At 74.8% G+C, this 25,747-nt stretch carries 19 protein-coding genes; 8 read left to right on the forward strand and 11 right to left on the reverse strand.

The genetic code is table 11. The annotated features are described in order from the left end of the window. Window positions 1–57 precede the first annotated feature (57 nt). The 7 genes from H7K62_RS08165 to H7K62_RS08195 form a co-directional block, all read right to left on the reverse strand. Window positions 58–1,149 carry an acyltransferase family protein gene (locus H7K62_RS08165; RefSeq protein ID WP_186717416.1) on the reverse strand — a complete coding sequence of 364 codons (1,092 nt, stop codon included), beginning with the start codon at window positions 1,147–1,149 and terminating at the stop codon, window positions 58–60. After that, complete coding sequence (locus H7K62_RS08170) at window positions 1,150–6,864, reverse strand: PKD domain-containing protein (protein ID WP_186717417.1); 5,715 nt, start codon at window positions 6,862–6,864, stop codon at window positions 1,150–1,152. 215 nt (window positions 6,865–7,079) lie between these two features. Then, the gene (locus H7K62_RS08175; RefSeq protein ID WP_186717418.1) at window positions 7,080–7,628 is read right to left on the reverse strand and encodes a hypothetical protein; all 549 of its coding nucleotides are present in this window, start codon (window positions 7,626–7,628) and stop codon (window positions 7,080–7,082) included. 256 nt (window positions 7,629–7,884) lie between these two features. Further along, window positions 7,885–9,006 (reverse strand): DUF1972 domain-containing protein, encoded by a 1,122-nt coding sequence (locus H7K62_RS08180; protein WP_186717552.1) that lies wholly within the window; start codon window positions 9,004–9,006, stop codon window positions 7,885–7,887. Between the two features lie 221 nt (window positions 9,007–9,227). Further along, on the reverse strand, window positions 9,228–11,417 hold the full coding sequence (locus H7K62_RS08185; RefSeq protein WP_186717419.1) for an alginate lyase family protein: 2,190 nt from the start codon (window positions 11,415–11,417) through the stop codon (window positions 9,228–9,230). A 98-nt stretch (window positions 11,418–11,515) separates the two neighbouring features. Beyond that, on the reverse strand, window positions 11,516–13,051 hold the full coding sequence (locus H7K62_RS08190; RefSeq protein WP_186717420.1) for a sugar transferase: 1,536 nt from the start codon (window positions 13,049–13,051) through the stop codon (window positions 11,516–11,518). A 159-nt stretch (window positions 13,052–13,210) separates the two neighbouring features. After that, on the reverse strand, window positions 13,211–13,420 hold the full coding sequence (locus H7K62_RS08195; protein ID WP_186717421.1) for a hypothetical protein: 210 nt from the start codon (window positions 13,418–13,420) through the stop codon (window positions 13,211–13,213). A gap of 203 nt (window positions 13,421–13,623) precedes the next feature. Here H7K62_RS08195 and H7K62_RS08200 point away from each other — a divergent pair, with 203 nt between their 5' ends. From H7K62_RS08200 to H7K62_RS08220, 5 genes are all read left to right on the forward strand, one after another. Next, window positions 13,624–14,226, forward strand: coding sequence for a TetR/AcrR family transcriptional regulator (locus H7K62_RS08200; RefSeq protein ID WP_186717553.1), 603 nt, complete (start codon window positions 13,624–13,626; stop codon window positions 14,224–14,226). A 3-nt stretch (window positions 14,227–14,229) separates the two neighbouring features. Beyond that, window positions 14,230–14,721: a MarR family winged helix-turn-helix transcriptional regulator gene (locus tag H7K62_RS08205; protein ID WP_186717422.1), complete on the forward strand. Its 492-nt coding sequence runs from the start codon at window positions 14,230–14,232 to the stop codon at window positions 14,719–14,721. A 55-nt stretch (window positions 14,722–14,776) separates the two neighbouring features. Next, on the forward strand, window positions 14,777–15,391 hold the full coding sequence (locus tag H7K62_RS08210; RefSeq protein ID WP_186717423.1) for a dTDP-4-dehydrorhamnose 3,5-epimerase family protein: 615 nt from the start codon (window positions 14,777–14,779) through the stop codon (window positions 15,389–15,391). Continuing rightward, on the forward strand, window positions 15,388–16,257 hold the full coding sequence (gene rfbD / locus H7K62_RS08215) for a dTDP-4-dehydrorhamnose reductase (RefSeq protein WP_186717424.1): 870 nt from the start codon (window positions 15,388–15,390) through the stop codon (window positions 16,255–16,257). The genes H7K62_RS08210 and rfbD overlap by 4 nt, the downstream gene beginning before the upstream one ends. A 199-nt stretch (window positions 16,258–16,456) precedes the next feature. Continuing rightward, complete coding sequence (locus tag H7K62_RS08220) at window positions 16,457–17,569, forward strand: LCP family protein (RefSeq protein ID WP_186717425.1); 1,113 nt, start codon at window positions 16,457–16,459, stop codon at window positions 17,567–17,569. Window positions 17,570–17,631: 62 nt separating this feature from the next. On the opposite strand, the gene rfbB is transcribed toward H7K62_RS08220, so the two are convergent. Both rfbB and rfbA read right to left on the reverse strand, forming a co-directional pair. Next, complete coding sequence (rfbB, locus tag H7K62_RS08225) at window positions 17,632–18,663, reverse strand: dTDP-glucose 4,6-dehydratase (protein ID WP_186717426.1); 1,032 nt, start codon at window positions 18,661–18,663, stop codon at window positions 17,632–17,634. Then, window positions 18,660–19,577, reverse strand: a complete 918-nt coding sequence (gene rfbA, locus H7K62_RS08230; RefSeq protein ID WP_186717427.1) for a glucose-1-phosphate thymidylyltransferase RfbA — start codon at window positions 19,575–19,577, stop codon at window positions 18,660–18,662. The genes rfbB and rfbA overlap by 4 nt, the downstream gene beginning before the upstream one ends. A 164-nt stretch (window positions 19,578–19,741) precedes the next feature. Between rfbA and H7K62_RS08235 the strand changes: the two genes are divergently transcribed. The 3 genes from H7K62_RS08235 to H7K62_RS08245 are packed head-to-tail and all read left to right on the forward strand — an operon-like array spanning window position 19,742 to window position 22,813. Further along, entirely contained in the window at window positions 19,742–21,028 is a 1,287-nt protein-coding gene (locus tag H7K62_RS08235; protein WP_186717428.1) for a toxic anion resistance protein, read from the forward strand. Further along, complete coding sequence (locus tag H7K62_RS08240) at window positions 21,025–21,954, forward strand: hypothetical protein (protein WP_186717429.1); 930 nt, start codon at window positions 21,025–21,027, stop codon at window positions 21,952–21,954. The genes H7K62_RS08235 and H7K62_RS08240 overlap by 4 nt, the downstream gene beginning before the upstream one ends. 19 nt (window positions 21,955–21,973) lie before the next feature. After that, a complete protein-coding gene (locus tag H7K62_RS08245; RefSeq protein ID WP_186717430.1) occupies window positions 21,974–22,813 on the forward strand; it encodes a hypothetical protein in 840 nt (279 codons plus the stop codon). Window position 22,814: 1 nt separating this feature from the next. Here the strand turns inward: H7K62_RS08245 and H7K62_RS08250 are convergent, their stop codons facing one another. Further along, the gene (locus H7K62_RS08250; RefSeq protein ID WP_186717431.1) at window positions 22,815–24,686 is read right to left on the reverse strand and encodes an ABC-F family ATP-binding cassette domain-containing protein; all 1,872 of its coding nucleotides are present in this window, start codon (window positions 24,684–24,686) and stop codon (window positions 22,815–22,817) included. 35 nt (window positions 24,687–24,721) lie between these two features. Then, on the reverse strand, window positions 24,722–25,711 hold the full coding sequence (locus tag H7K62_RS08255; RefSeq protein ID WP_370591668.1) for a 4-(cytidine 5'-diphospho)-2-C-methyl-D-erythritol kinase: 990 nt from the start codon (window positions 25,709–25,711) through the stop codon (window positions 24,722–24,724). Window positions 25,712–25,747 lie beyond the last annotated feature (36 nt).

Below are 25,747 nucleotides of genomic sequence, written 5' to 3' on the forward strand. Positions count from 1 at the left end.
GGGGCGCCGCGGTCGGCGGGCCGGGAACGGGTCCTGCGCCAGTGTGCCGGTGGCGCCTCAGGCGGCCGCGCGGGGCAGCCCGCGCGCCGCCGACAGGCGGGCGGGCGGGCGGTACAGCCAGCCCGCGCCGCTCCGCTGCGCCGCGCGCTCGACCAGGAGCGGCACCACCACCGCGATGACGACGACGACGCCGAGCAGGACGACGGCCACCGGTGCGCCGGGCCGCCACCCCGTGATGACCAGGGGGGCCACCAGGGCCAGGACCACGGGGAAGTGCGCGACGTAGACGGGCAGGGTGCGCCGACCGAGCGCCGCCAGGAGCCCACCCGGACGGGTCGGCGCCATCACCACCGCCAGCGACACCCCGGCCACCAGCGCCACGGCGCTGAGGGCCAGCCGCACGCCCGGCGGCTTGTCGGGAACCAGCTCCCCCACGGCGTAGGCGCACCCCGCGTACACAGCGGCGGCGGCCAGCGCCCGCGGCCACGTGGTCCGGGCGGCGAAGCGGTCCACCAGCGCGCGGTGCTGGACGCCGGCCACGAAGAAGACGTAGTAGGCCCCCATGGACCGCCAGGCGTAGTCGTCGACGGGGACGACCCTGCCGCCGACCAGCACCGCGACGACCGCTGCGAGCAGGAGGTGCAGCCCGGGCGGGACGCGGCGGGCCAGGCGGACGGCGATGCTGAAGACCGCCAGCGCGTAGAGGAACCACAGCACGGTGCTGGGGTGGACCAGCCCGACGAACAGGTCCAGGACGCGCGTCGGGTCGTCGCCCGGGGTGGCGCTGGGCAGGACGCGCGACGCGACGTGCTGCACCACGGACCAGAGCACGTAGACCCAGGCGAAGAACAGGACGCGGCGCCGCCACACGACGTCCCAGGAGGAGGTGAGCGTGCGAGCGGCGAAGAGGCCTGACGCGAGGAAGAACAGCGGCATCCGGAAGCTCGCGAGCTGCTCGTCGAGGCGCAGGAGCACCGAGGGGACGGGAGCCAGCTGCTCGAGCTCCTGGGTGGCGTGGTGGAGGACCACCAGGCAGATGGCGACGCCCTTGACGAGGTCGACCCACGCGAGGCGCGTCCCGCCGAGGGCGGCGCCCCCGCCGGCCGCGGCTGGTGCCGCGGCGACGGGGGCGCCCTGGGTGGTGCTCACTCAGACGGCCTGGCGGCCGGTGGTGGTGGCGCTCAGCTCGTCCACCAGCAGGCTGACCGGAGCGTTGGTCGCGCTGCCGGACAGGTAGCCGATGACCCCGATCGAGCCGGCGCCCTGCAGCTCGGCCGTGGTGTCGGTGGCAGAGACCGCCCAGCTGGTGGGCTCAGCGGAGCCCGCCGCCCAGGCCTTGGCGGACAGGGAGGTGGTGCCCGTGCCGACCACCTGCACCCGGACCGCCAGCTTCTGGCCGGCGCCGATCGTCACGCCGTTCAGCACGACCGCCCGCAGGGAGGTCTCGGTGCTGCCGGAGGTGCGGGTCAGGCTCAGGGTGACGGCGCCGTCGGCGCCGACCTTGACCTTGGCCCGGTAGTCGCCGGCCGTCGTGCGGCGACCCACCAGCGAGACGTAGGTCCCGCCGCCGGTGGCCGCCTTGTCCAGCGAGACGACCGCCAGCAGGTCGGTGTCGGAGGAGGACACCCCGGCCAGCGACGCGCCGGTGGTGACGCCGGGCTTGCCCATGACGAGGCGTCCGGCGGACCCGTCCACCGAGCTCGAGCCGCTCGGCGCCGTCCAGGCGCCACCGGTGTCCGCGCTCCCCCAGCCGCTGGAGACGGTGCGGCTGAAGGAGTCCGCGGCCAGGGCCGCGGTCGGCGGGGTGGCGGGGGCCACGACCACCGAGCGGGTCAGGGAGGCGGTCGCGCCCTTGTCATCGGTCACCGTGAGGACGACGGCGTAGGTGCCGGCGGCCTTGTACGTGTGCGACGCGGTGCGCCCGGTGCCGGAGGTCTGGTCCCCGAAGTCCCAGGCGTAGGAGGCGACCGCGCCGTCCGGGTCGCTCGAGGCCGAGGCGTCCAGGGAGGCCGCGAGGCCGGTGGCGGAGCTGGTGAAGGACGCCGTCGGGGGCTTGTTCGCCGCCACGGGGGCGGTGACCACGACCTCCTGGGTCAGGGAGCCGGCGGCGCCCTTGTCGTCCGTCACCGTCAGCTTGACCTGGTAGGTGCCAGCCGCGGCGTAGGTGTGCGACGCGGTGCGCCCCGTGCCAGTGGTCTGGTCCCCGAAGTCCCAGGCGTAGGAGGCGACCGCGCCGTCGGAGTCCGCCGAGGCCGACGCGTCCAGGGCCACCGACAGGTCCTTGGCCGTGGCGGTGAAGGAGGCCGTGGGGGCCTGGTTGGCCGGCGCCGGGGCCGTCACCGAGACCGGGTGGCTCACCGTGGCGGTGGCGCCCTTGTCGTCGGTCACCACCAGGGTGGCGGTGCGGGTGCCAGCGGTCGCGTAGGTGTGCGAGGCGGTGCGCCCCGTGCCCGTGGTGCCGTCCCCGAAGTCCCAGGCGTAGCTGGCGACGGTTCCGTCGGCGTCGGCGGAGGCTGACGCGTCGAACGAGGCGGACAGGTCCGCGGCCGTCACCGAGAACGCCGCCGTCGGGGCCTGGTTGGCCGGCGCCGGAGCGCTGACCACCACCTGCCGGGTCGCCGTGCCGGTCGCACCCTTGTCGTCGGTCACCACCAGGGTGGCCGTGTACGTCCCCGCCGTCGCGTAGGCGTGGGTCGCGGTGGCCCCGGTGCCCTTGGCCCCGTCCCCGAAGTCCCAGGCGTAGCTGGCGACCGAGCCGTCAGCGTCCTTGGAGGCCGAGGCGTCGAACGCCGCGCTCAGACCCGTCGCCGCCGCGGTGAACGCCGCCGTCGGAGCCTGGTTGGCGGGCGCCGCTCCCTTGGCGAAGTGGTCGGCCACAGCGCTGGCGGGCAGGACCGTGGAGTAGATCGCCACCTCGTCGACGGAGCCGTCCAGGAAGCCGTTCTGGGTGGGACCCCAGCTGCTGTCGCCGCCGACCCTCCAGTAGCCGCTGTAGGCCTGGGCCCGGGTCTGGCCGTTGGTGCCCACGGACGTGCCGTCGACGTACAGGACCATGCCCGCGGGCCCCTGGGTGGCGACCACGTGGTGCCACTTGCCGTCGTTGTACGCGGCGGACGTGTCGACGCGGTTCTCCTGACCGGTCCAGACCCCGAAGTGGAGGGTGCCGTCGGTGTTCATGATGACGTGGCGGTCGTAGTTCCCGCTGTACCCGGTGCCGTCACCGTCGCCGAAGCCGATGAGCTTGCCGCCGCGGGTGCTGGTGGTGCTGAACCACATCTCGAGGGAGTACGTGGTCGGCCCGTCGAGCCGCTGCGGGTCGACGATCGTGGTGCCCACCTGGCCGTCCAGGGTGGCACCGGTGCCGGCGCCGACCGTGGACGAGACGCCGGGAGCCCCGGTGCGGACACCGCCGTGGAGGACGCCGGTGTTGCCCAGCCCGCTGGAGTCGGCGGCCGAGGTGGCACCGGCTGCGGCGTCCAAGCGGTAGTAGGCGTCCGGCCCGGCCGCGTAGACGGCGGCGCCGTAGGCGTCCGCGGGAGCGTCCGACGTGCTGCGCACCGTGACGCTCTGCTGGGCGGTGGTCGTAGCGCCCTTGGTGTCGGTGGTCGTCAGAGCCACGGCGTAGGTGCCGGCCTTCGCGTAGGTGTGCTGCGCCGTGGCGCCCGTGGCCGTGGCGCCGTCCCCGAAGGTCCACCGGTAGGAGGCGATGCCGTCGGTGTCCGTCGACGCCGACGCGTCCACGCCGAGCGCGAGCCCGTTGGTGGTGGGCGTGAAGACCGCGGTGGGCGGGACGTTGCCGCCCGCAGCCGCGAAGTGGGCCGTCACCTCGTCGGCGCTGAGCGGACGGTCGTAGACGGCGACCTGGTCGATCGTCGCCGCGACGTGGCGGCTGGTGCTGGTGCCGGCCCACGTGGTGTCGCCACCGACGCGCCAGTAGCCGTACCCGGCCTCGTTGCCCGTCTGGGCGTTGGAGATGACCACCGCGCCGTCCACGTAGAGGCGGATGCCCGCGGAGCCCTGCGTCAGGACCACGTGGTGCCACGTGCCGTCGTTGTAGGCAGCGGTCGTGGTGTAGCGGTTCTCCTGGCCGGTCCAGACGTTGACCGAGAGCCGGCCGTCGTCCTGGAGCGTCACGTTGCGGTCGTTGGACCAGCTGTAGTCGTTGTTCGCGTTGCCGGTCCCGATGAGCTTGCCGCCCCGGGTGGAGGTGCTGGAGAACCAGAGCTCCGCCGAGTACTGCTGGGGGCGGTCGTGGCCCTGCGCCTCCACGAGGTAGGCATCGGTGCCGTTGAGGCCGAAGCCGTTGCCCCCGATGCCGGGGACGCCGGGAGCGGCGGAGACTCCGCCGTGCTCCACGCCCGTGACACCGTTGGGACCGGCGTCGGCCACGGTCGTGCCGGTCACGCCGTCACCGCGCCAGAAGAACTGCGGGTCCGAGCCGTACACGCTCTTCCCGTAGGCGTCGCTCGGGGCCGGCGTCACGGCTGCGGTGCGGCCGGTGGCCGCGTAGTGGGCGCGCACCTGCGCACCGGTCAGAGCCGTCGGGTACACCGCGACGTCGTCGATGGCGCCGGCGAAGCCGGCGCTCGTCGGCTGGTCGGGCCAGTAGTTGAGGTTGTCCCCGCCGATGCGCCAGTAGCCGTTGAAGGGCTGGGCCTGCGTGGCGGCGCTGTTGACCGCCACCTTGACCCCGTCCACGTAGAGGGACAGGCCGCTCGCGCCGAGGGTCGACACGACGTGGTGCCACTGGCCGTCGTTGTAGGTCTTGGTCGAGGCGGCCGTGTTGATGCCGCCGTTGTAGACGCCGGCCACCAGGCGACCGTCGTTCGTCATGTAGACCTGGCGGTCGTAGTTGGAGCTGTAACCGGAGTTCGAGTTGCCGAACCCGATGATCTTCCCGCCGGAGGTCGTGGTCGTGTTGATCCACGCCTCGGTCGTGTAGGTCTGCGGACCGTCGAGCGTGTACGTGGTGGCCGCGGGGACCACCGACTTGTAGCTGGGCCCGAAGCGGGTGGTGAACGGGATCTCGGTGACCCCCGTGAAGGTCATCGCCGTGTTGCCGTCCGCAGTGGCCCCGGCGGTGCCGCGCGTCTCGGAGCTGTCGACCTTGAGGTCGTGCTCGCCGATGGACGCGGTGCCCACCAGGCCGGTGCGGTCACCGAGGCGCCAGTAGTCCGTCGCGCCGTCCTGCTTGACGGCCGCCGGGTAGGCGGAGGCCGCGGTGGTGGACACCGTCGCCGACACCGGGCTGCCCGTGACGGTGTTCCCGCTCGGGTCGGTGACGCGCACGCGGTACTGCTGCGCACCGGCCAGCGGCGAGGGGTCGGCGAGCGCCAGCGGCGGCCTGTCCCACCACTCGGTGCTGGCGGTGGTGGTGGCGACCACGGTCGGGTTGGTGGCCGAGCCGCGCAGCAGCTCGTAGGTGAGGGTCTTGTCGTCGCGGTCCCACGCCGAGCGCCACGCCAGGCGCACCTGGCCCGGGTAGGTGGCGGTCGCCGACGGCGTCAGGTCGCTGCCGCCCTGCGGCCCCTCCTTGCCGGGGGCGGACGAGCGCACGGCGAAGCGCGCCAGGCCCTGCTGGCCCTTGCCGTTGACGTTGGTGAACTCACCGCCGTAGACGATGTAGGTCTGGTTGCCGGTGACGTCCCAGGTCGACTGCCCCTGGCCCGTGTACGAGCCTGCGTTGAAGGTGGGCGTCCAGTGCAGCTGGGTGTTCTGCGGAGTGCCCTCGAGCCAGCCGTAGGCGTTGCGCGGGTTGGTCCTGCCCGAGGCAGCGGTGGTGCCGGCGAGGGCCCACTGGTACTGCCGGGGCGCGAGGTCGGGGAGGCCGCCCATGGTGGAGCAGTCGTGGGCGTGGCCAGCGGTGTAGAGGACGCCGTTCAGGGGGTGACTGCCGTAGGTGTCGCCGAGGCAGGAGTTGGCCCAGCGCAGCGCGCCGCCGTTGGCCTCGGCCGCGAAGCTGTTCTCGAAGTTGCCGTAGTCACCGAAGTTGTAGCCCGTCGCGAACACGGCGGTGCCGTCGGTGGAGAGGCTGTAGACGGCCGAGGACGGCCCGTAGTCGTAGACCTGCTCCTGCACGGCCCAGGGCAGCGAGGCCCCCGTGTCGAGGCTGAGGGCGCCCGAGCCGCGGGAGGCCGTGCCGTTGACGGTGCCGAAGCGGCCCGCGATGACCAGCTCGGGCGTCGAGGACGGCACCACCATGGCCAGGACCTCGGCGTCGGCGCTCGCGTTCCAGCCGGTGACGAGGGCGCCGGTCGTGGCGTTCAGCGCGGCCAGCCGGATGCGGGGGGTGCTGCCGACCCGCGTGAAGATGCCACCGGCGTACAGGGTGTCGCCGACGACGGCGATGGAGCGCACCCGGGCGTCGAAGACCGGCTTGAAGCCGCTGACCAGGGCGCCGCTGGTGGCGTCGAACGCGGCCAGGCGGTACTGGGTCTGGCCGTTGGCCTGGGTGAAGCTGCCGGACACGTAGACCTTCTTGCCGTCGGCAGAGGCGGCGAGGCCGTAGGCGGTGCCGTTCACCGTGGGCGCCCAGCTGGAGATGAGGCTGCCCGTGGTGATGTCGTAGGCGAGCAGGTTGGTGCGCGCCACCTCGGACGTGCCCGCGGGCGCACCGGCGGGACGCGCCGAGGTGAACTCCCCGGCGACGTAGACGGTGTTGCCCACCACCAGCTGGTTCCACACGACGCCGTTCACCTGCACCGTGGGCAGGGAGTCAGCGCTGACCGTGGCCGGCAGCTGGGCCGCTGCTGGGGCGGCGTCGGCCGCGAGCGCCGTGGCGGCGGTGGCCGGCAGGGCCAGCGCGGTCGCCAGCGCTCCGGCGGCGACGGCCGTCGCACTGCGGCGCAACCTCTTCACAGACATCGGCACTCCCGTGCTCTGCCGCCGATCGCTCGGCGGGCCCCCCGCACGGTGGTCCGGGTCCTCCCGGCCGTGCTCTGAGCACGAAACTACGGAGCGTGATGCCCCCTGTCGATGATCGGTGACTCTCAGTGAGCCCCCTCGGGGGGCCTTCACTACTTGGAGTCACACTCCATCACTCTGTGGTGACGGAGATGGGTCTGCCGCCAGCCGTTGCCTCAGGAGCGGATGGTGACGACCGCTGCTGAGCTCACGCTCCCCACAGTGACCTCGACAGGGTCCGTGGCCCCGCTCGGGCGGGAGAAGACCCAGACCCCCTTCACCGAGGCCCCGGGCTCCAGCACGCCCCCGGGCACGTCTGCGGGGACCGAGGTGCTCGGGTCCCCGGGTGAGCCGTCGCCGTACGTCACCCCCACCACGACGCCCCCGAGGTCCACCCGGGCCGTCGTCCCGTTCCGGAGGGTGAGGGAGACCGCCGTGCCCGGGCCGGCCACCTCTCCCGGTCCCGTCCCCTTGAGCTGGACCCGCTCGACCGCCGTGACCGTGGCCACCAGACCGTCGCCGAAGGGCGCAGGGCTCGACAGCCCCACCGGGGGCACCGTGGTGACACCGACAGCGGGCGCGGTGCTGGCCGGCGGGCCAGCGGGCGTGCTCGGTGTCGGCACCGGCGTCGTCTCCGGGGGGACGGAGGTGCCGGTGGTCGCGACAGGAGTGGAGGAGGACTGCGTCGCGGAGCCGTCGGGGGCCGCAGCGGTGCACCCGCTCACGACCAGGAGACCACCCGCGATCCCCGCGGCCACCCACCAGCGACCGGCAGTCCGACGGTCGGGCGGGTCCAGGCGGAGCAGCGGCGGTGTCACGCGGCGGACGCTACCCGGGAGGTCACCCCCGCGCGGGGAGTTCCGCGGACGCGGGACGAGCCCGCGCCGCACCTCGCACCGGGTCGGGAGCGCAGCCGCCCCCTGCGGCACCTCCGGTACGGCGCGTCGGCCGGCCAGGAGGGACGGGCTCCGGGCGCCCTCCTCAGGCCCGGGCGGGCGCGGAGACGCGCACGGAGCGCTTCGCCAGGCGCAGGCAGAGGGCCTCGTAACCGTCCGCCACGACGTCCCAGTCGTACAGCGCTGCGCGCTCACCGGAGGCCGCCGCACGGGCTCGCGTGCCCTCGGCATCGTCCTCGGAGGCCTCCACCACGGCGCGCACGTCGCTGGCGGAGCTCCAGTACCGGCCGGCGTCCTCGAGGACCTCGCGGTTGAAGGAGACGTCGAACGCGCTGACCGCCGTGCGCGCTCCGATGGCGCGCAGCAGGGACGGGTTGGTCCCCCCCACCGAGTGGCCGTGGAGGTAGGTGTGGGCACCGGCGTAGAGCTGGTCCAGCAGGTCCTGGTCCCACACCCCGCCGAGGAACTGCACGCGGTCGTCGGCCAGGGAGCGCACGCGAGCGGTGTAGGCGTCGGAGTAGGGCGCGGAGCCGACCACCACCAGCGGCTTGCGCGCGGTGCTGGCGCTGTAGCCCTCGACGACCACGTCGACGTGGTTCTCCGGCTCGAAGCGGGCCACCACGAGGTGGTAACCACCGGGCTCGAGCCCCAGCTCGGCCAGGCGGGCCGGGTCCCCGTCGCCCTCGACGTGCGGGGCGCCGTAGGTGATGAGCGTGGTCTCCTTGCCGAAGCGCTCGGTGTAGTAGTCCTGGATGCCCACCGCGTCAGCGATGAGCGCGTCGGAGAAGCGCACCGCGAGCGCCTCGGCCTGGCGGTAGTACCGCTGGCCGGTGGGGCCCCACTTGGCGCGCTTCCACTCCAGGCCGTCCACGTGCGTGGCGACCGGGATGCCGCGGGCGCGGACCACCGGCAGGTAGGGGGCGTTGGCGGCGTTGAAGACGATGGCGACGTCGGTGGGGTGGCGCACGAGGTGGGCCACGGAGCCGCCCGTGTGGCTCAGGGTCTCCAGGGTGCGGGAGCGCATGGCGGGCAGGTGGACCAGGCGCATGCCCCGGTGCTCGGGGAGGCGCTCCCCCGCGTCGTCGTCGCTGGCGCGGCGGCAGTACACCACCACGTCGTGGCCGCGCTCGGCCAGACGCGCCCCGACCTCCTCCACGCAGGTCTCGAAGCCCCCGTAGTGGGCGGGCACCCCGCGGGTACCGACCATGGCGATGCTCAGCCGGGTGCTGGCGCCGTTGGCGACCTGGGGCGCGGGCCGGTCGAGGACGCTCACGATGACTCCTCCGCGGACCGGGGACCGTGTCGCCCCGGGCTTGCTCTCGAGTGAACGGCTGGTGAACCGATCGACTGGAGAGCCTGCACGGAGATCCACCCCCGCGAGAGCACCCCGTCACCCTTTCGGGTGACGGGGCGCTCGTGGCCGTCGGGTCACGACCCGTGCGTGAGCGTCTCCCAGTTCATGAAGATGCCCGTCGTGGAGGGACGGTTGCGCTGGACCCAGGCGGTGGTCCGGGGCAGGGAGAGCCCGTCGTCGACCCCGTAGTGGCGCAGGCCGATCTCGAAGGTGAGCGAACCCGCCGAGCCCCCGGCCTTCGGAGGGGCGGGGCACACCCATCCCGGGGCGGAGGGGTCGGCCAGGTAGGTGGCGGTCAGCTCCATCGCCGCCACCAGGCGGGGGCGCTGCTCCTCGAAGAGGTCCAGCCCCTGGATCTGGGCCGTCTCGGCGGCGTTGAGCGCAGCGGCCAGTCCCATCGCGGTGTGGCCGAGGTCCCGGCAGGTCTCCTGACCCAGCCCGTCCACGAACCGCGACGGCCCGTACCAGTAGGTGAGCACGTAGCTGGCCTTGACGTAGGTGCCCAGCGGCGGGATCGGCTGGGGCCCGTCGGAGGTGAGGTAGAAGGCGGAGACCACCTGCGCCCGCCAGTCCGCGACGCCGTCGTCGAAGACCGCCCGGTCGTCCAGGAAGACGCCGATGTCCATCGTCGCCTCGGCCATGGACAGCTGCCAGTTCGCCCCCCCGCCCGTCCAGCCGTCCCGGACCATGGGCAGGAACGCGGTGCGGAGCATCTGCTCGAAGCGGGCGACGCGGTCCGGCGCCCACCCGGCGCGGCTGTAGCGGACCAGCTCCGCGGCCTTGGAGAAGGTCTGCCCCGCCCACGCCGCCTGGAGGCGGCCGTTCTTGTAGAGCGACGTGTCGAAGCTGTGGCCCTGCAGCACCCCCGACCAGGCGTCGAGGATCTGCACGGCCTTGTCGCCGTAGCGCTGCTCACCGGTGAGGGAGAACAGCAGCGCGTTGGTGTACGCCGCCTGGGCGTCGTCGGTCTCGGCCGTGCACCCGGTGTTGAGACTGCTGCTGGCGCCGCACTTCACCTGGGCGACCGGCTGCGGCACCCAGGAGGCCTTCGCGTAGAACGAGCCCCGGGCCCGCGCCAGCGCCGACGTCCACGGCTCGCGAGACGCGGCGACCTGGGCCCGCACGAAGACCAGCTGCTCGGAGCTGACGACGATCCCCGGGTGCTGGAAGCCCGTCAGCGACGGCCTCCCGGAGGACGCGGACGGCGCGGGCGCGGTCGTCGCCGCGGTCGTCGCCGGGGTCGTCGCCGGGGTCGTCGCCGGGGTCGTCGCCGGGGTCGTCGCCGGGGTCGTCGCCGGGGTCGTCGACACCGCCGACGGCGTCACGAGCGGAGCGCTGGGGGTCAGGGACGGAGCGGTGGGCGTCACGAGCGGAGCGCTGGTGGTGGGGGAAGGAGCGGCGGACGGGCTCGTCGCCGGCCCGTCCGAGGCTGCCGGAGAGCTCGGGGTCTCGGAGGCGGTCGCGTCCCACGACCACGCCGACACGGCGTCGACACGCACCGAGGCGCTCGCCGCCGCGCGGGACAGGTACCCCTGCAGGCTGACGGCTCCAGGGCCTGACAGCTCCGCTGCGTCATCGGCGGCGACGACCTGCCAGTCGGGGACGGCCGCGCCCTCGACCCACGCCCGGGCCCGGAGCCGGGTGGGGGCGGCCCCCTCGACCCGGAGGTCCAGGTGCAGCGGCGCTCCGGGGACCGCCGTCACCGCCCCCTGCCCGAGCCTGGTGGTCCCGGTGCGGGTGACGCGGTCGACCCGGACCACCACCTCGCCGGTCTGCGCGGTGGACACCGTGGCCGCGTAGCGTCCCGCCGCCGTCACGCGCGCGGACACGCCCCCGTAGTAGCGAGCCCCCTCGGGCTCGGCCGTGGTGGTGCTGCTGACCAGCACGTCGCGGGCCCTCACCTGCGACGCCGAGAGGTGGAAGGAGGACCCGGGTCCCAGACCTGCGACCTCCAGAGCCCCCCCTGACGACGTCAGCGACGCGCCGGGCGAGGTCCACGAGCGGTACTGCCCGCCCACGGCCGCAGCAGCGGGGGCTCCGTGGCCGTCGAAGTCGTCCAGGAGCACCTCGGTGGCCGGGACGTCCGTCGCCGCGGACGTGGTCCCGGAGGCGGAGGCGGAGGCCTCGGCGGTCGGCGCGGCGGTCGGCGCGGCGGTCGGCGCGACGGACTCGGCTTCGGCGTGGGGGGCCAGCCCCAGCGCGACGGGGGCGAGCAGCGCGAGGACTCCGAGAGCCGCTCGCGCCAGGACGTCCCGCTGCCTCATGGAGGGGACGCTAGGGGCAGCACCTCCCCCGGCGTGCACCTTTCGTGGCTTTCGCCCTCCCCCGCCGTCTCCGTCAGACGCCTCTGGAGAGCCAGCGGTCAGTAGGCGCCCTTGCTGCGGACGACGGCGCCCACGGTCTTCCACAGGATCATGAAGTCGAACGCGAACGACCAGTTCTCCACGTAGCGCAGGTCCAGGCGCAGGGACTCGTCCCAGTCCAGGTCGGAGCGGCCGTTGATCTGCCACAGCCCGGTCAGGCCGGGCTTCACGAGCAGCTTGCGCCGGGCGTCGTCGCCGTAGACGGCCACCTCCCGGGCCAGCGGCGGGCGTGGACCGACCAGGGACATCTGGCCGACCAGGACGTTGAGCAGCTGCGGCAGCTCGTCCAGGGACAGCCGCCGCAGCACACGGCCGACCCGGGTGACCCGCGGGTCGTCCTTCATCTTGAAGAGCACCGCGTTGCCCTCGCTGGAGCTCACCAGCTCCCTCAGGCGCGCCTCGGCGTCCACCACCATGGACCGGAACTTCAGCATCCCGAAGGTGCGGCCCTCCAGGCCCACCCGCTCCTGCCGGAAGAGCACCGGGCCCCGGCTGTCCAGCTTCACGGCCAGCGCGATGAGCAGCAGCACGGGGGCCAGCAGCAGGACCGCGACCGCGGCGGCGAGTCGGTCCACCGTCCCCTTCGCGAGGCGCCGGAAGCCCGTCATCTCGGGCCGCTCCAGGTGCAGCAGCGGCAGGCCGCACACCGGGCGGATCGCCACCCGCGGCCCCACCACCTCGGTGACGGCGGGCGCCACGAAGAGGTCGGCGTGCGTCTCCTCCAGCGCCCAGCCGAGGCGGCGCAGGAAGGCGCCGTCGGTCTCCGGCGTGGGCAGCACGGCGACCGCGTCGACACCCGCCGCCACGCTGGTCTCGGCGAGCTCCTCGAGCGTGCCGAGCACGGGGACGCCCATCTCGGCCAGCTGCGCGAGCACGAAGGCCTCCTCGCCGCGGCGTCCGCCGCGGGCGTCGGGGAGGCAGACGCCCACCACCACCATCCCGTGGTAGCGGGCCCGACGGACCTGGCGCACCACGCCCAGGACGCCCTCGTGGTGGCCCGCCACCACGAGGGTCTGGGTGTGGAGGCCCCTCTCGCGCTGGGCGTGGAGGACCTGCCGGTTGAGGTAGCGCAGCACCAGCAGCCCGGCGGTGCCGAGCGGCAGGGCGAACAGGACGTAGCCGCGGGCGATGTCCAGCTGGAACGCCCACGAGCCGGTGGCCAGCATCGCCAGGGTGAAGGTGCTGGCGCGGACGACGCGGCCGTACTCCTCGCTGCCCAGCCCGAGGAACCGCGCCTCGTAGGTCCGGTTGGCGAAGAGGGTGGAGAACCACAGCGCCGGCACGCCCAGCAGCAGGAGCAGGTCCTGCCAGGTCTCGGTGGGCACGGCCGCGAAGCGCAGCGCGTACGCCAGCGAGGTCGCGCCGAGCACGGCCACCGCGTCGGCGAGAACCACCCGGCGCACGTAGACGGTGGTCCAGTGGGTGCGCGGCGGGGCGACGCGGCGCAGGCGGCCCGGGGAGCCGTGCTCGACGGCTCCGCCCCGCAGCGGCTCTGGGCCGCGGGCTGGAGCGGGCCGGGGCACGACGGTGGTCATGGGGCTCCTGAGGATGGACGGCTGGTTCCAGGGCGTGATCACCACGGAACCGCGACCCCGGAGCCGAGGGAAGCAGGTGGGTCCGCGTTCACCCGCGCGTCGTCACCCGTTCGGGTGACGGTCGGGTGACGGTCGGGACGGAGCGCTCGAGGGCGCCCCTCAGCTGCGGGGCAGGATCCCGAGCCGCAGGACCTCAGGAGACGTGGTCGCCTGCGCCGGGATGAGGCTGAGGTCGGGCAGGGGGCCCGGGGCGGCCTCGCCGCGGGCCTCGGCCGCGGCAGCGGCACGCGAGATCGCCGTCCCGACGAGCACGGCGACCACCGGGCTCGCGAGCAGCCACACCACGAGGACCTCGACGACCGACTCCACTGGTTCCTCCTGGTGCCGTACCTGCTGCCGTCCGCGCCGCGCGTCGCCCGGCCCGTGCCGCCGGGACCGCGCAGGCGGCCCCGACGGGTGCTGCATCGGCAGCACCCCCGGGCGACCTGAGCCCCGGCGCTCCGCGTCGCCCGTCCGGCGCAACGGGGCGGTCACCGGCGGTAGGGCACGATGGCGGGGTGGGCCGCACGCGGATGACCGGCGCTGAGCGGCGCGAGCAGCTGCTCGTCGTCGGCCGCGGACTCTTCGCGCAGAAGGGGTTCGACGGCACCAGCGTCGAGGAGGTCGCCGCCCGTGCCCGGGTCTCCAAGCCGGTGGTCTACGAGCACTTCGGCGGCAAGGAGGGCCTGTACGCCGTCGTCGTCGACCGCGAGGTCCGCGCGCTGCTCTCGGCGCTGAGCGCCGCCCTCGACACCCGCGCCCACCCCCGCGTGCTGCTGGAGCGCACCACGCTCGCCCTGCTGGGGTACGTGGAGGAGAACACCGACGGGTTCCGCATCCTCGTGCGCGACTCCCCCGTGGCGCAGACCACGGGGACCTTCGCGAGCCTCCTCGGCGACGTGGCCACCCAGGTCGAGGAGATGCTGTCGCAGGAGTTCCGCAGGCTCGGCCTCAGCGTCGACGCGGCCCCCATGTACGCGCAGATGCTGGTCGGCATGGTGGCGCTGACCGGCCAGTGGTGGCTCGGGTCCCGCCAGCCCGACAAGGCCGTGGTGGCCGCGCACATCGTCAACCTCGCGTGGAACGGGCTCTCGGGCATGGAGCCCAGCCCCCGCCTGACCCCGCACGCGGGCTGAGCGGTGGACGACGACGAGGTCGACCGGCTGGTGGCGGCCTGGGCGCGCGAGCGCCCCGACCTGGACGCCTCGCCGCTGCTCGTGCTCTCACGGGTCTCGCGCCTGGCCCACCACCTCGACCGGGCCCGCGCGGAGGCGTTCGCCGGCACCGAGCTGGTCCAGTGGGAGTTCGACGTCCTCGCGGCGCTGCGCCGCTCCGGTGCGCCGCACGAGCTGTCGCCGTCGTCGCTGGCCGCCGCCACCCTGGTCACCTCCGGCACGATGACCACCCGCATCGACAGGCTCGCGGCGCGCGGCCTGGTGGAGCGCCACCCCGACCCGGCGGACCGCCGCGGCGTGCTCGTGCGGCTCACCGGCGACGGCGCGAGCCGCGTGGACACCGCGCTCGCGGACCTCCTCGCCCGGGAGCGGTCCGTGCTCGACGCGCTGGGGCCGCAGCGGTCCGCGCAGCTGGCGGACCTGCTGCGCCAGCTGCTGGCGCCGTTCGAGGGCTGACCCGGCCGGGCGCACCGCACACCCGCGCGGGCGCCGCGCCGCTACCGTCACGGACGTGCTGATCGAGCCCCTTCCCGTCGCCGGCGCGTGGTCCATCACCCCCAAGCAGTTCGGGGACGACCGCGGCACCTTCCTCGAGGCCTTCAAGAACGACGCCCTCGCCGAGGTCATCGGCCACCCGCTCACCGTCGCGCAGGTCAACTGCTCGGTCTCGGCGGCCGGGGCGCTGCGCGGCGTGCACTTCGCCGACGTGCCCCCCGGCCAGGCCAAGTACGTCACGTGCACCGTCGGCGCCGTGCTCGACGTCGTCGTCGACATCCGGGTCGGCTCCCCCACCTTCGGGCAGTGGACCTCGGTGCTGCTGGACGACGTCGACCGGCGCGCCGTCTACCTCGCCGAGGGCCTCGGCCACGCCTTCTGCTCCCTGGCCGACGGCTCCACCGTCACCTACCTGTGCTCCACCGGCTACAACCCCACCGCCGAGCACGGGATCCACCCGCTGGACCCGGCCCTGGGCATCGAGTGGCCGACCCGCGGGCGCGACGGGCAGTCGCTGACCTACGAGCTGTCCGCCAAGGACCAGGCCGCGCCGACCCTGGCCCAGGCGCGCGAGGCGGGCCTGCTGCCCACCTGGGAGGCCACCCGCGCGCACGCGGCGGTGCAGGCGTGAGGGTCCTCGTCACCGGCGCCGCCGGCATGCTCGGCCAGGACGTCGTGGCGCTGCTGCGCGCCCGCGGCCACCGGGTGACGGCGGCGACCCGCACCGACGTGGACGTCACCGACCCGGCCTCCCTGGCCGCCGCGGTGCCGGGCCACGACGCGGTGGTGAACTGCACGGCGCACACCGCGGTCGACGCCGCCGAGACCGACGTCGAGGCGGCCGAGCTCCTCAACACCACCGCTCCCGGGCTGCTGGGGGCGGCCTGCGCGCAGGCCGGCGCCCGGCTGGTGCACGTCTCCACCGACTACGTGTTCTCCGGCGAGGCCGACCTCGACGACGACGGGCGGCCGCTGCCGTACGCCGAGGATGCACCCGTCGCCCCGCGCTCGGTCTACGGGCGCACCAAGGCCGCCGGGGAGCGCGCGGCGCGCCAGGCGCAGCCCGACACCCTCGTGGTGCGCACCGCCTGGCTGTACGGGGCGGGCAAGGGCTGCTTCCCCACGACCATCGCCCGGGCCGCGCGGGAGCGCGGCGCGGTGAGCGTGGTGGACGACCAGGTGGGCCAGCCGACGTGGACCGCGGACGTCGCGCGGGTCGTGGCGGACCTGCTCGCGGTGGGCGCACCGGCGGGGACCTACCACGCGACCTCCAGCGGGCGGACCAGCTGGTTCGGCTTCACGAGGGCGGTGCTGGCCTCGGCGGGGCTGGACCCCCGCGCGGCGAGCCCGACGACGAGCGAGGCGTTCGCGCGCCCGGCGCCGCGCCCGGCGTGGTCGGTGCTGGGCCACGAGGCGCTGGTCGCGGCGGGCGTGGAGCCCATCGGCGACTGGGCGGAGCGCTGGGACGCGGCCGCCGTCGTCGTCCTCGGCGGCTGAGCAGACCGCCCGCCCCGTCGCGACGCAGCGTGACGGTGTCGTCACCGCATCCCGGGAGGGGTCGGTCGGTCGGCGCAGGCCGCGTCGCGCCAGCGGGTGAGCCCCTGGTCACGGCCTGTGGAGGCGGTCCCCCACCGCCCTAGCGTCCCTGGCCGGACGGGGTGTCGACCGACGCCCCACAGGCCTGCAGGGGGCGCGCGTGAGCACGGTCGAGGACGAGCGCGACGGGGTGGGCCAGCTGCTCGCGCCGCGGCCGGCCGCACCGGCCGGCCCGCGCCGCCGGCGCCGGGGCGGACTGGTGCTCGCGCTGGCCGCCGTGGTCGTGGTGGCGCTGGCGGCGGCCGCCGCCGCGCTGTGGAGCTCGGTGCCCGCGGTCGGCCACCTCGGCGACCCCTTCTCCTCGATCCCCGCCGCCGAGCGCCCCGCGGTGGCCACCGCGGCCGGGCGGGCGCAGAACATCCTCCTCATCGGCTCCGACAGCCGCGCGAACGGCGACGGCGAGGACGCCTCCGCCGCGGCGGGCGCCCCGGCCGACCAGGAGGCCGACTGGACCCGCGGCGGCCAGCGCAGCGACGTGCTCGCCGTGCTCCACCTGTCCGCCGACGGTCGCAGCGCCGCGATGGTCTCGATCCCCCGCGACTCGTGGGTGCCGGTGCCCGGCTACGGCACCACCAAGGTCAACGCCGCCTTCTCCTACGGCGGCGCACCGCTCGCCGTCCGCACGGTCGAGCAGCTCACCGGCGTGCGCATCGACCACGTCGTGGCCATCGACTTCTCCGGCTTCGCCCGCGTCACCGACGCCCTCGGCGGCGTGCGGATCTGCGTGCCGCAGGCCGTCTCCGACCACCTCGGCACCGTCCAGGCCGGCTGCCAGGTGATGGACGGGCAGCAGGCCCTCACCTACGTGCGCCAGCGCAAGACGCTGCCCGGCGGCGACTTCGACCGCGAGCGGCGCCAGCAGAACTGGATGCGCTCGGTCATCGCCGGCGCCACCGACCGCGACCTGCTGGGCGACCCGGTGAAGCTCACCGCGGTGGTGCGCGAGCTGGCGTCGTCGGTGCGCACCGACGACGGCCTCGGCGAGCCGCAGCTGCTGTCCCTGGCGCTGGCGCACCGCGACCTGCGGGCCGCCGACGTCACCTTCCTGCAGGCGCCCCTGGCCGACCCCGCCACGGGCACGGAGGGGTCGCAGTCGGTGGTCTACCTGGACACCGCCGCCGGGGCCCAGCTGTGGCAGGCGCTCAAGGACGACGACGTGGCGTCCTGGGTGGGCGCCCACCCGGGCGCGGCCCTCGGCGACACCGTCAGGTAGTCCGAGCAGCGCAGGAGCCCCCGGCCGGTCGGCCGGGGGCTCCTGCGCTGCTCAGCGGCTGCTCAGCGGCCCAGCTGGGCGTACTTGGCCTCGGTGGCGGCCTTGCGGGGCCGCCACCACGCCTCGTTGTCGCGGTACCAGTCGAAGGTGGCCTTCAGCCCCGACTCCAGGTCCGAGTGCAGCGGGCGCCACCCCAGCTCCTCCCGCAGCAGCGAGGCGTCGATGGCGTAGCGCAGGTCGTGCCCGGGACGGTCGCTCACCAGGTCGTAGGCGTCGGCGTCCTGCCCCGCGATCTCCAGCAGCGCCCGCACCACCCGCAGGTTGTTCGCCTCCCCGTCCGCGCCGATGAGGTAGGTCTGCCCCACCCGGCCGCGGCCCAGCACCGCCCACACCGCGCGGTTGTGGTCGTCCACGTGGATCCAGTCCCGCACGTTGGTGCCCGCGCCGTAGACCTTCGGGCGCACCCCGTCGAGGATGTTGGTGATCTGGCGCGGGATGAACTTCTCCACGTGCTGCCACGGCCCGTAGTTGTTCGAGCAGTTGGAGATCGTGGCGCGGATCCCGAACGAGCGCGCCCACGCCCGCACCAGCAGGTCCGACCCCGCCTTGGTGGCCGAGTACGGCGAGGACGGGTTGTACGGGGTGTCAGCGGTGAACCTCTCCCGGGCGGGGTCGTCAGCCGGGTCCGCCAGCGGCAGGTCGCCGTAGACCTCGTCGGTCGAGACGTGGTGGTAGCGCACCCCGTGCGCCCGCACCGCCTCCAGCAGCGCGTACGTGCCCAGCAGGTTGGTCTGCACGAACGGCCAGGGGTCGGACAGGGAGTTGTCGTTGTGCGACTCCGCCGCGAAGTGCACCACCGCCGCGTCCTCACCACCCGCAGCGAGGTCCCCCACCAGCTGCGAGACCAGCGCGGTGTCCGCGCAGTCGCCCTCCACGAAGGTGATGCGGTCAGCGACCGCCTCGAGGGTGGCGCGGTCACCGGCGTAGGTGAGCTTGTCCAGGACGACGACGTCGACGTCCGGCCGCTCCCGCACCGTGGCGTGCACGAAGTTGGCGCCGATGAACCCCGCGCCCCCGGTCACCAGCAGCTTCACAGCGCAACCCCCTCGTTCGACGCAGCCCCGCCGGCTCCACCAGCGGTGTGGCGGCGCTCCAGCAGCTCCAGCAGGTAGGCCCCGTAGCCGGACTTCACCAGAGGCGCCGCTCGCTCGCGCAGCTCCTCGTCCGTGAGGAACCCCTGGTGCCAGGCCACCTCCTCCGGCGCACCGATCTTCAGCCCCTGCCGCTGCTCGATGGTGCGGATGTACACCCCGGCGTCCATGAGGGAGTCCACCGTGCCGGTGTCCAGCCACGCCGTCCCGCGCGGCAGGACCTCCACCCACAGCCGCCCCTGCTCCAGGTAGGTGCGGTTCACGTCGGTGATCTCGTACTCCCCCCGCGCCGACGGCCGCAGGTCCTTCGCGATGGCCACGACGTCGTTGTCGTAGAAGTACAGCCCCGGCACCGCGAAGTTCGACCGCGGCGCGGCCGGCTTCTCCTCCAGGGACACCGCCCTCCCGGCGGTGTCGAACTCGATGACGCCGTACGCCGTGGGGTCGGCCACCCAGTACCCGAAGATTGAGGCCCCGTCGATGTCCACGAAGCGGCTCAGCTGGGTGCCCAGCCCGGGGCCGTAGAAGATGTTGTCTCCCAGCACCAGCGCCACCGTGTCACCGCCGATGAAGTCCGCGCCCAGCACGAAGGCCTGCGCCAGGCCGTTGGGCTCGGCCTGCACCTGGTAGCTGATGGCCACCCCGAACTGGGAGCCGTCACCCAGCAGCCGCCGGAAGGCCGCGGCGTCGTGCGGGGTGGTGATCACCAGCACGTCCCGGATGCCCGCCGCGATCAGCGTGGACAGCGGGTAGTAGACCATCGGCTTGTCGTACACCGGCACCAGCTGCTTGGACGTGCCGAGCGTCAGCGGGTGCAGGCGCGTCCCCGAGCCCCCCGCCAGGATGATCCCCTTCACGAGTCCTGACCGTAGCGGCGCGCGGGGCGCCCGCGGGCGACCTCCACCCCTCTGGTCGGCGCCCGGTCGGGTCGCTCTCCCGCGCCCGGCCAGGTCGGTGCCTGCGGCCAGCAGCGTCCACAATGGGCGGGGAACGCACACCGCCGCAGGAGGAGTCGCTCCGGATGCCTGACCCGTCGGACAGCTCGCTGGACCTGGGCGCCGCCCCGGGCGCGCCCACGCCGGCCACCGGCGCGCCGCGCGGACTGGACCTCACGCCCGCGGCGCCGGTCCCCGCCATCCCGGAGGACGAGGCCGAGGGCATGGTCCCGCTCGACCCGGCCACCCGCGCGGCGCTGGCCGAGCGGGCCCGCGCCTTCGTGGCCGACCTGGCCGGCAAGGACCCGCGCAGCCCGGAGTTCCAGCGCAAGCTGGACGACGTCGTGAAGATGGGCGACCGGGAGGTCCGCGCCTCGTCCCAGGTGTCCAACCGGATGCTGCAGCGCCCCTCCTCCAGCCCCGCGGGTGCCGCCGGTGCGGCGCGGGGACGCCCCGGCGGCGGTCCGGCCGCCGACGCGCAGGCCCAGGTGGCCGACACCCTCGCCGAGCTGCGCCGCACCGTCACCGAGCTCGACCCGGGACGCGCCGACCTCAAGGGGCCGCGCCGGCTGTTCGGCCTGCTGCCCGGTGGCCAGAAGGTGCAGCGGTACTTCGACCGCTACCAGGACGCGCAGAGCCAGCTGGACGCGATCATCCGCGCCCTGGCCTCCGGCCAGGACGCGCTGCGCCGCGACAACGCCGCCATCGAGCAGGAGAAGGCCGAGCTCTGGGCCACCATGGGCAAGCTCACCGAGTACGTGGTGCTGGCCCGCGCCCTGGACACCGCCACCCAGGAGAAGGTCGGCGAGCTGCGGGTCACCGACCCCAAGGCCGCCGACGCGCTCACCGCCGACGCCCTCTTCCCCATCCGGCAGCGCCACCAGGACCTGTTGACGCAGCTGACCGTCAGCGCCCAGGGCTACCTCGCGCTCGACCTCGTGCGCCGCAACAACGTCGAGCTCATCAAGGGCGTCGACAGGGCGCAGACCACCACCGTCTCCGCGCTGCGGACCGCCGTCGTCGTCGCCCAGGCCCTGTCCCAGCAGCAGCTGGTGCTCGACCAGGTCAGCGCCCTCAACACCACCACGAGCGCCACCATCGAGTCGACGTCGCGGCTGCTGCGCCAGCAGACGGCGCAGGTGCACGAGCAGGCCGCCAGCGCGACGGTCGACGTCGAGGTGCTGCAGCGCGCCTTCGACGAGGTGTTCGCGACCATGGACGCCATCGACACCTTCAAGCTGAAGGCCGTGGAGAACCTGGCCACCACCGTCGACGCGCTCGAGGGCCAGATGAAGAGGTCCCGCTCGTACGTCGCGCGCACCCGCGAGGCGGAGCAGCGGGACGCGGCCGCCCAGATCGACGACGGCCGGTGACCACGCCCCCCGGCGGGTCCCGCCCCGAGCTCGAGGAGCTGCGCGAGCGCTCCCGGGAGGTGGCGCGCCGGGTCGGGCAGGACGTCGGCCGGCAGGTCGGCACGGCGGCCCGCCGCCAGGGGTGGCGGGCGCGGAAGTCGGCGTGGCTGCTGCTGCCGGTCGCCGGGCTGCCGTGGGTCGGCTTCGGGTACATCGGCTGGAAGGCGCGCCGCCCGCAGTGGGCGGGCGCCGCGGCGCTGCACCTGGGCGTCTCCGCCGGTGCGGTCACCGCGCTGACCGCCGGGGAGTGGTGGACCACCGTGCTCGGGGTGCTCGTGGCCGGTGGCGGATGGGGGGCGGGCGTCGTGCACGGGCTGGCCGCCAACCCCCGGTGGCTGCGCACCAGCGCCGCGCTGTCGCCCCACCCCTCGGCCCCGTGGCTGCCGGCGCTGACCGGGCCGTCGTCGTCGGCCGAGCTGCTGGCGGGGACGGGTCGCGCAGCTGGCGAGGACCCGGCCGAGCTGGCCGAGCTGCACCGCGCGCGGCTGGAGGAGCTCGTGGCCGTGGCCGCGCGCGCCGGGACGGCCCTGCCGGCCGAGGCGCTGCCGCTGGTGCGGGAGCTGCGCTCCGCCGCGGCGCCGCTGCTGGACCGGGGAGCCGGTCTCGGCCGTCCGGTGCCCGCCCTGGACCTGTACGAGGTGGAGGCCGTGGTCGGAGAGCACCTGCCGGCGGCCCTCGGGCAGTACCTGGCGCTGCCGCACGGCTACGTGCCGGACACCGTGGCCAGCGGCCCGGCGCCCGCGGAGTCCCTCCTCGCGCAGCTGCGGTCGATGGTGGAGCTGCTCGGCGAGGTGACCGCACGGGTGCACGAGCACGACGCGCGCGAGCTGCGCGTGCAGGCGGCCTTCCTCGGCGAGAAGGTGCGGCGCTCGGACCTGGACCTGTGACGCGTGGTGGGGTGGTGCGGTGAGCAGGGCGGACAAGGACGACGACAAGGCCGCTGAGGCCGAGGCGCAGGAGATCGAGCGCTACGGCATCGACGAGCGGACGCTGACGCCGATCGGGCTGACCACGCCGGGCGGGAGGTTCGTGCCGGAGGTGGTCGTCAACGTCGTGCGCTTCACGTGGCTGGGTGTCTGGATCGCCCTGTTCGCCTGGAACCAGACCGCTATCGCGCTGGTGGTGATGTTCGCGTGGATCGCCGCGAACGGCGCCTACGAGAAGCACCGCAAGACGCTGCGGCGCGAGCGGCGGCGCCAGATCCAGGCGCACATCACGGCGCGCGGAGGCCTCCCGACCGGCGCGAGCGGTCCGGCGACGGTCACGTCCGCGGACGTGCCGGCGGCGCTGGCATCGGCTGCTCCCGCCCCGGTGTCGCCGTCGCTGTCCGCCACGCCCGCCGAGCGGGCGCTGACGCGCACGCTGCGCCGCGTGGAGGGCTCCGAGCGCTTCGAGCGGCGCGACGCGGTGCTGGTCGGCGAGCTGGCGGACGTGCTGTTCCCGCTGCTGGCCAAGGTCGCCGAGCCGGGTGCGGACCCGCTGGTGCGCCAGGACGTCGAGAAGATCGCCACCGAGCACCTGCCCGACAGCGTGGACGCCTACCTGGCGCTGCCCGCCGAGCGGGTGCGCACCAGCCGGAACTCCGCGGGGCGCACGCCGCTGGAGGAGCTGCGCACCCAGCTGGACCTGCTGCTCACCGGGTGCGAGCAGCTGCAGGAGTCCGTGCTGCGCGCCGACGTCGCGCGCCAGCAGGAGCAGTCGCGCTTCCTCGAGCAGAAGTTCCGACCCAGCGGCCTCGACCTCTGACTCAGCCGGCGGCCTCGGCGGCCTCCAGCCACTCCTCCTCCAGCGCCTCCTTCTCCGACAGCAGCTCGCGCAGCTCCGCGTCGAGCTTGGCCGCGGCTCCGTAGTCGGCGGCGCTGGCGGCGAGCGCGTCGTGCAGCTTCGCCTCCCGCTCCGACAGCTTGGCCAGCTGCCGCTCCAGGCGCGCCACCTCCTTGCGCGCGGCGCGGGCCTCGGCGGCCGAGGCCCCGGACGGCTGCGCGGCGCTTCCACGGTCGTCGCGGGAGGAGGGGGACGACGACGCACCGGAGGCCACGGAGGCGGCGGCCGCCCCGGCGGACGCAGCGCCGGCGTGGCGCAGGCGCAGGTACTCCTCCACCCCGCCCGGCAGGTCGCGGATCGCGCCGTCGCCGAGCAGCGCCACCTGGCGGTCGGTGGTCCGCTCCAGCAGGTACCGGTCGTGGCTGACCACCACGAGCGTCCCCGCGAAGCCGTCGAGCACGTCCTCGACGGCGGCGAGGGTGTCCGTGTCGAGGTCGTTGGTGGGCTCGTCGAGCAGCAGCAGGTTGGGCCCGCGCACCAGCAGCCGCGCCAGCTGGAGCCGGCGGCGCTCGCCGCCGGACAGGTCCCGCACGTGCGTCCAGGCGCGGGCCGCGGGGAAGCCGAGCCGCTCCACCACCGAGGACGCGGTGAGCTCCTTGCCGGTGGCGACGTCGAGGACGCTGGTGGCCTCGCGCTCCACGGTCTCCAGCACGCGCTGGTCGGCGACGGCGTCGAGCTCGCGCAGGTCCTGGCTGAGGACGCCCGTCACCACGGTCTTGCCCAGCTTCACGCGCCCGGCGTCGGGCTGGACCTGCTGCAGCAGCAGCTTCAGCAGGGTGGTCTTGCCCGAGCCGTTCACGCCGACCACGCCGATCCGGTCCCCCGGCCCGAGGCGCCAGGTGACGTCGTCGAGGAGCACCCGCCGCTCGTCGCCCTCCCCCACGGCCAGGGAGGCGCCCTCGACGTCGACGACGTCCTTGCCCAGCCGGGCCGTCGCGGTGCGCGCCAGCGCGAAGGAGTCGCGCGGCGGCGGCTCGGCGGCGATGAGGGCGTTGGCCGCCTCGATGCGGAAGCGCGGCTTGCTCGTCCGCGCGGGGGCGCCGCGGCGCAGCCACGCGAGCTCCTTGCGGAGCAGGTTGTCGCGGCGCTCGGCCGTCACCGAGGCGATGCGGGCGCGCTCGGCGCGGGCCAGCACGTAGGCGGCGTACCCGCCGTCGTAGGAGTCGACCACGCCGTCGTGCACCTCCCACGTCCGCTCCACCACGGCGTCGAGGAACCACCGGTCGTGGGTGACGACCACGAGGGCGCCCTGCGTGGGCTGCCAGCGGGTGCGCAGGTGCTCCGCGAGCCACGCGACGCCCTCGACGTCGAGGTGGTTGGTGGGCTCGTCGAGGAGCAGCACGTCGTCGTCGCCGGCCATGAGCCGCGCGAGCGCGACGCGGCGCCGCTGACCGCCGGAGAGCTGGCCCACCAGGGCCTCGGCGCCACCGGGCGCGGCGGCCGGGCCCTCGAGCATGTCGCCGAGGAGGCCGTCGAGCACCGAGCGGATGCGCGAGTCGGAGGCCCACACGTGGTCGGGGACGTCTCCGACCACGGCCCGGCGCACGGTGTGGGAGGGGTCGAGGTCGTCGGACTGCGAGAGGACGCCCAGGGTGGTGCCGCGGCTGCGGGTGGCGCGGCCGCCGTCGAGGGCCTGCGTGCCCGCGAGCACGCGCAGCAGCGTGGACTTGCCGTCTCCGTTGCGGCCGACCACGCCCACGCGGGCGCCGTCGTCGAGCCCGAGGGAGACGCCGTCCAGCACGGTGCGCGCACCGTGGACGACGGTCGCGCCCTCGAGGTTCAGGAGGTGGGCCACACCCCCATCCTCCCCGATCGCGGGGAGCGCCCCGCTCAGCGGATGGTCGGTGTGGACCCGGTGGAGGGGTGGAACGGCGAAGGCGCCACCGCGTCGACCTGGCGGGCGCCGTGCACGGGTCCGGTCACCCGGCGCACGTCCGAGGCCAGGCCGGAGGCCGTCAGCGCCACCGCCAGCTCCAGGGCCGCCGTCCGGTCGGGGACGAGCATCGCCACGGTCGGGCCCGACCCGGAGACCATGGCACCCAGCGCGTCGTGGTCGCGCCCGAGGTCGAGCAGGCGGCGCAGCGCCGGGCGCAGTGAGCAGGCGGCGTCCTGCAGGTCGTTGACCAGCGCGGCGCCCAGCGCCGCGGGCTCACCGCTGCGCAGGGCCTGGGCCAGGTCCGCCGGCAGCTCGGGCTCGAGCACCGGGGCGTCCTCGCCGGCGGCGGCCAGCAGTCGGTCGCGCTCGCGGTACACCGCCGGCGTGGACAGGCCCTCGTCGGCGATGGCGAGCACCCAGTGGAACTCCCCGCGCGCCAGCACGGGCGTCAGCTGGTCGCCCCTCCCCACGCCCAGCGCGGTACCGCCCATGAGGGCGAACGGGACGTCGGCGCCGAGCTCCGCACCCATGCGCTCCAGCTCGTCGCGACCGGCACCGGTGCCCCACAGCAGGTCGCAGGCCAGCAGCGCGGCGGCCGCGTCGGCGGAGCCCCCGGCCATGCCCCCCGCGACGGGGGCGCTCTTGCGGATGGAGAGGGCGACGTCAGCGGGGACACCCGCCCGCTCGGCGAGCAGGTGCGCCGCGCGGACGGCGAGGTTGGTCCCGTCCAGGGGGGTGGAGGCCGCGCCGGTGCCCCGGACCGACACCGTCACCCCCGTCACGCCGTCGCGCGGGAGCGAGGCGCTGACCTCCTCGAAGACCGAGACGGCCTGGTACACGCTGACCACGTCGTGGTACCCGTCGTCGTCGAGGGCGCCGACGCGCAGTGCCAGGTTGATCTTCGCGGGCGCCCTGACGACCACCCGCTCCCCCGGTGCCGTCACCCGGCGCACCCTACGGGACGCCGCACGCGGCCGTGG

Origin of the sequence: Quadrisphaera sp. RL12-1S, from assembly GCF_014270065.1 — a bacterium.
Lineage (GTDB): Bacteria > Actinomycetota > Actinomycetes > Actinomycetales > Quadrisphaeraceae > Quadrisphaera.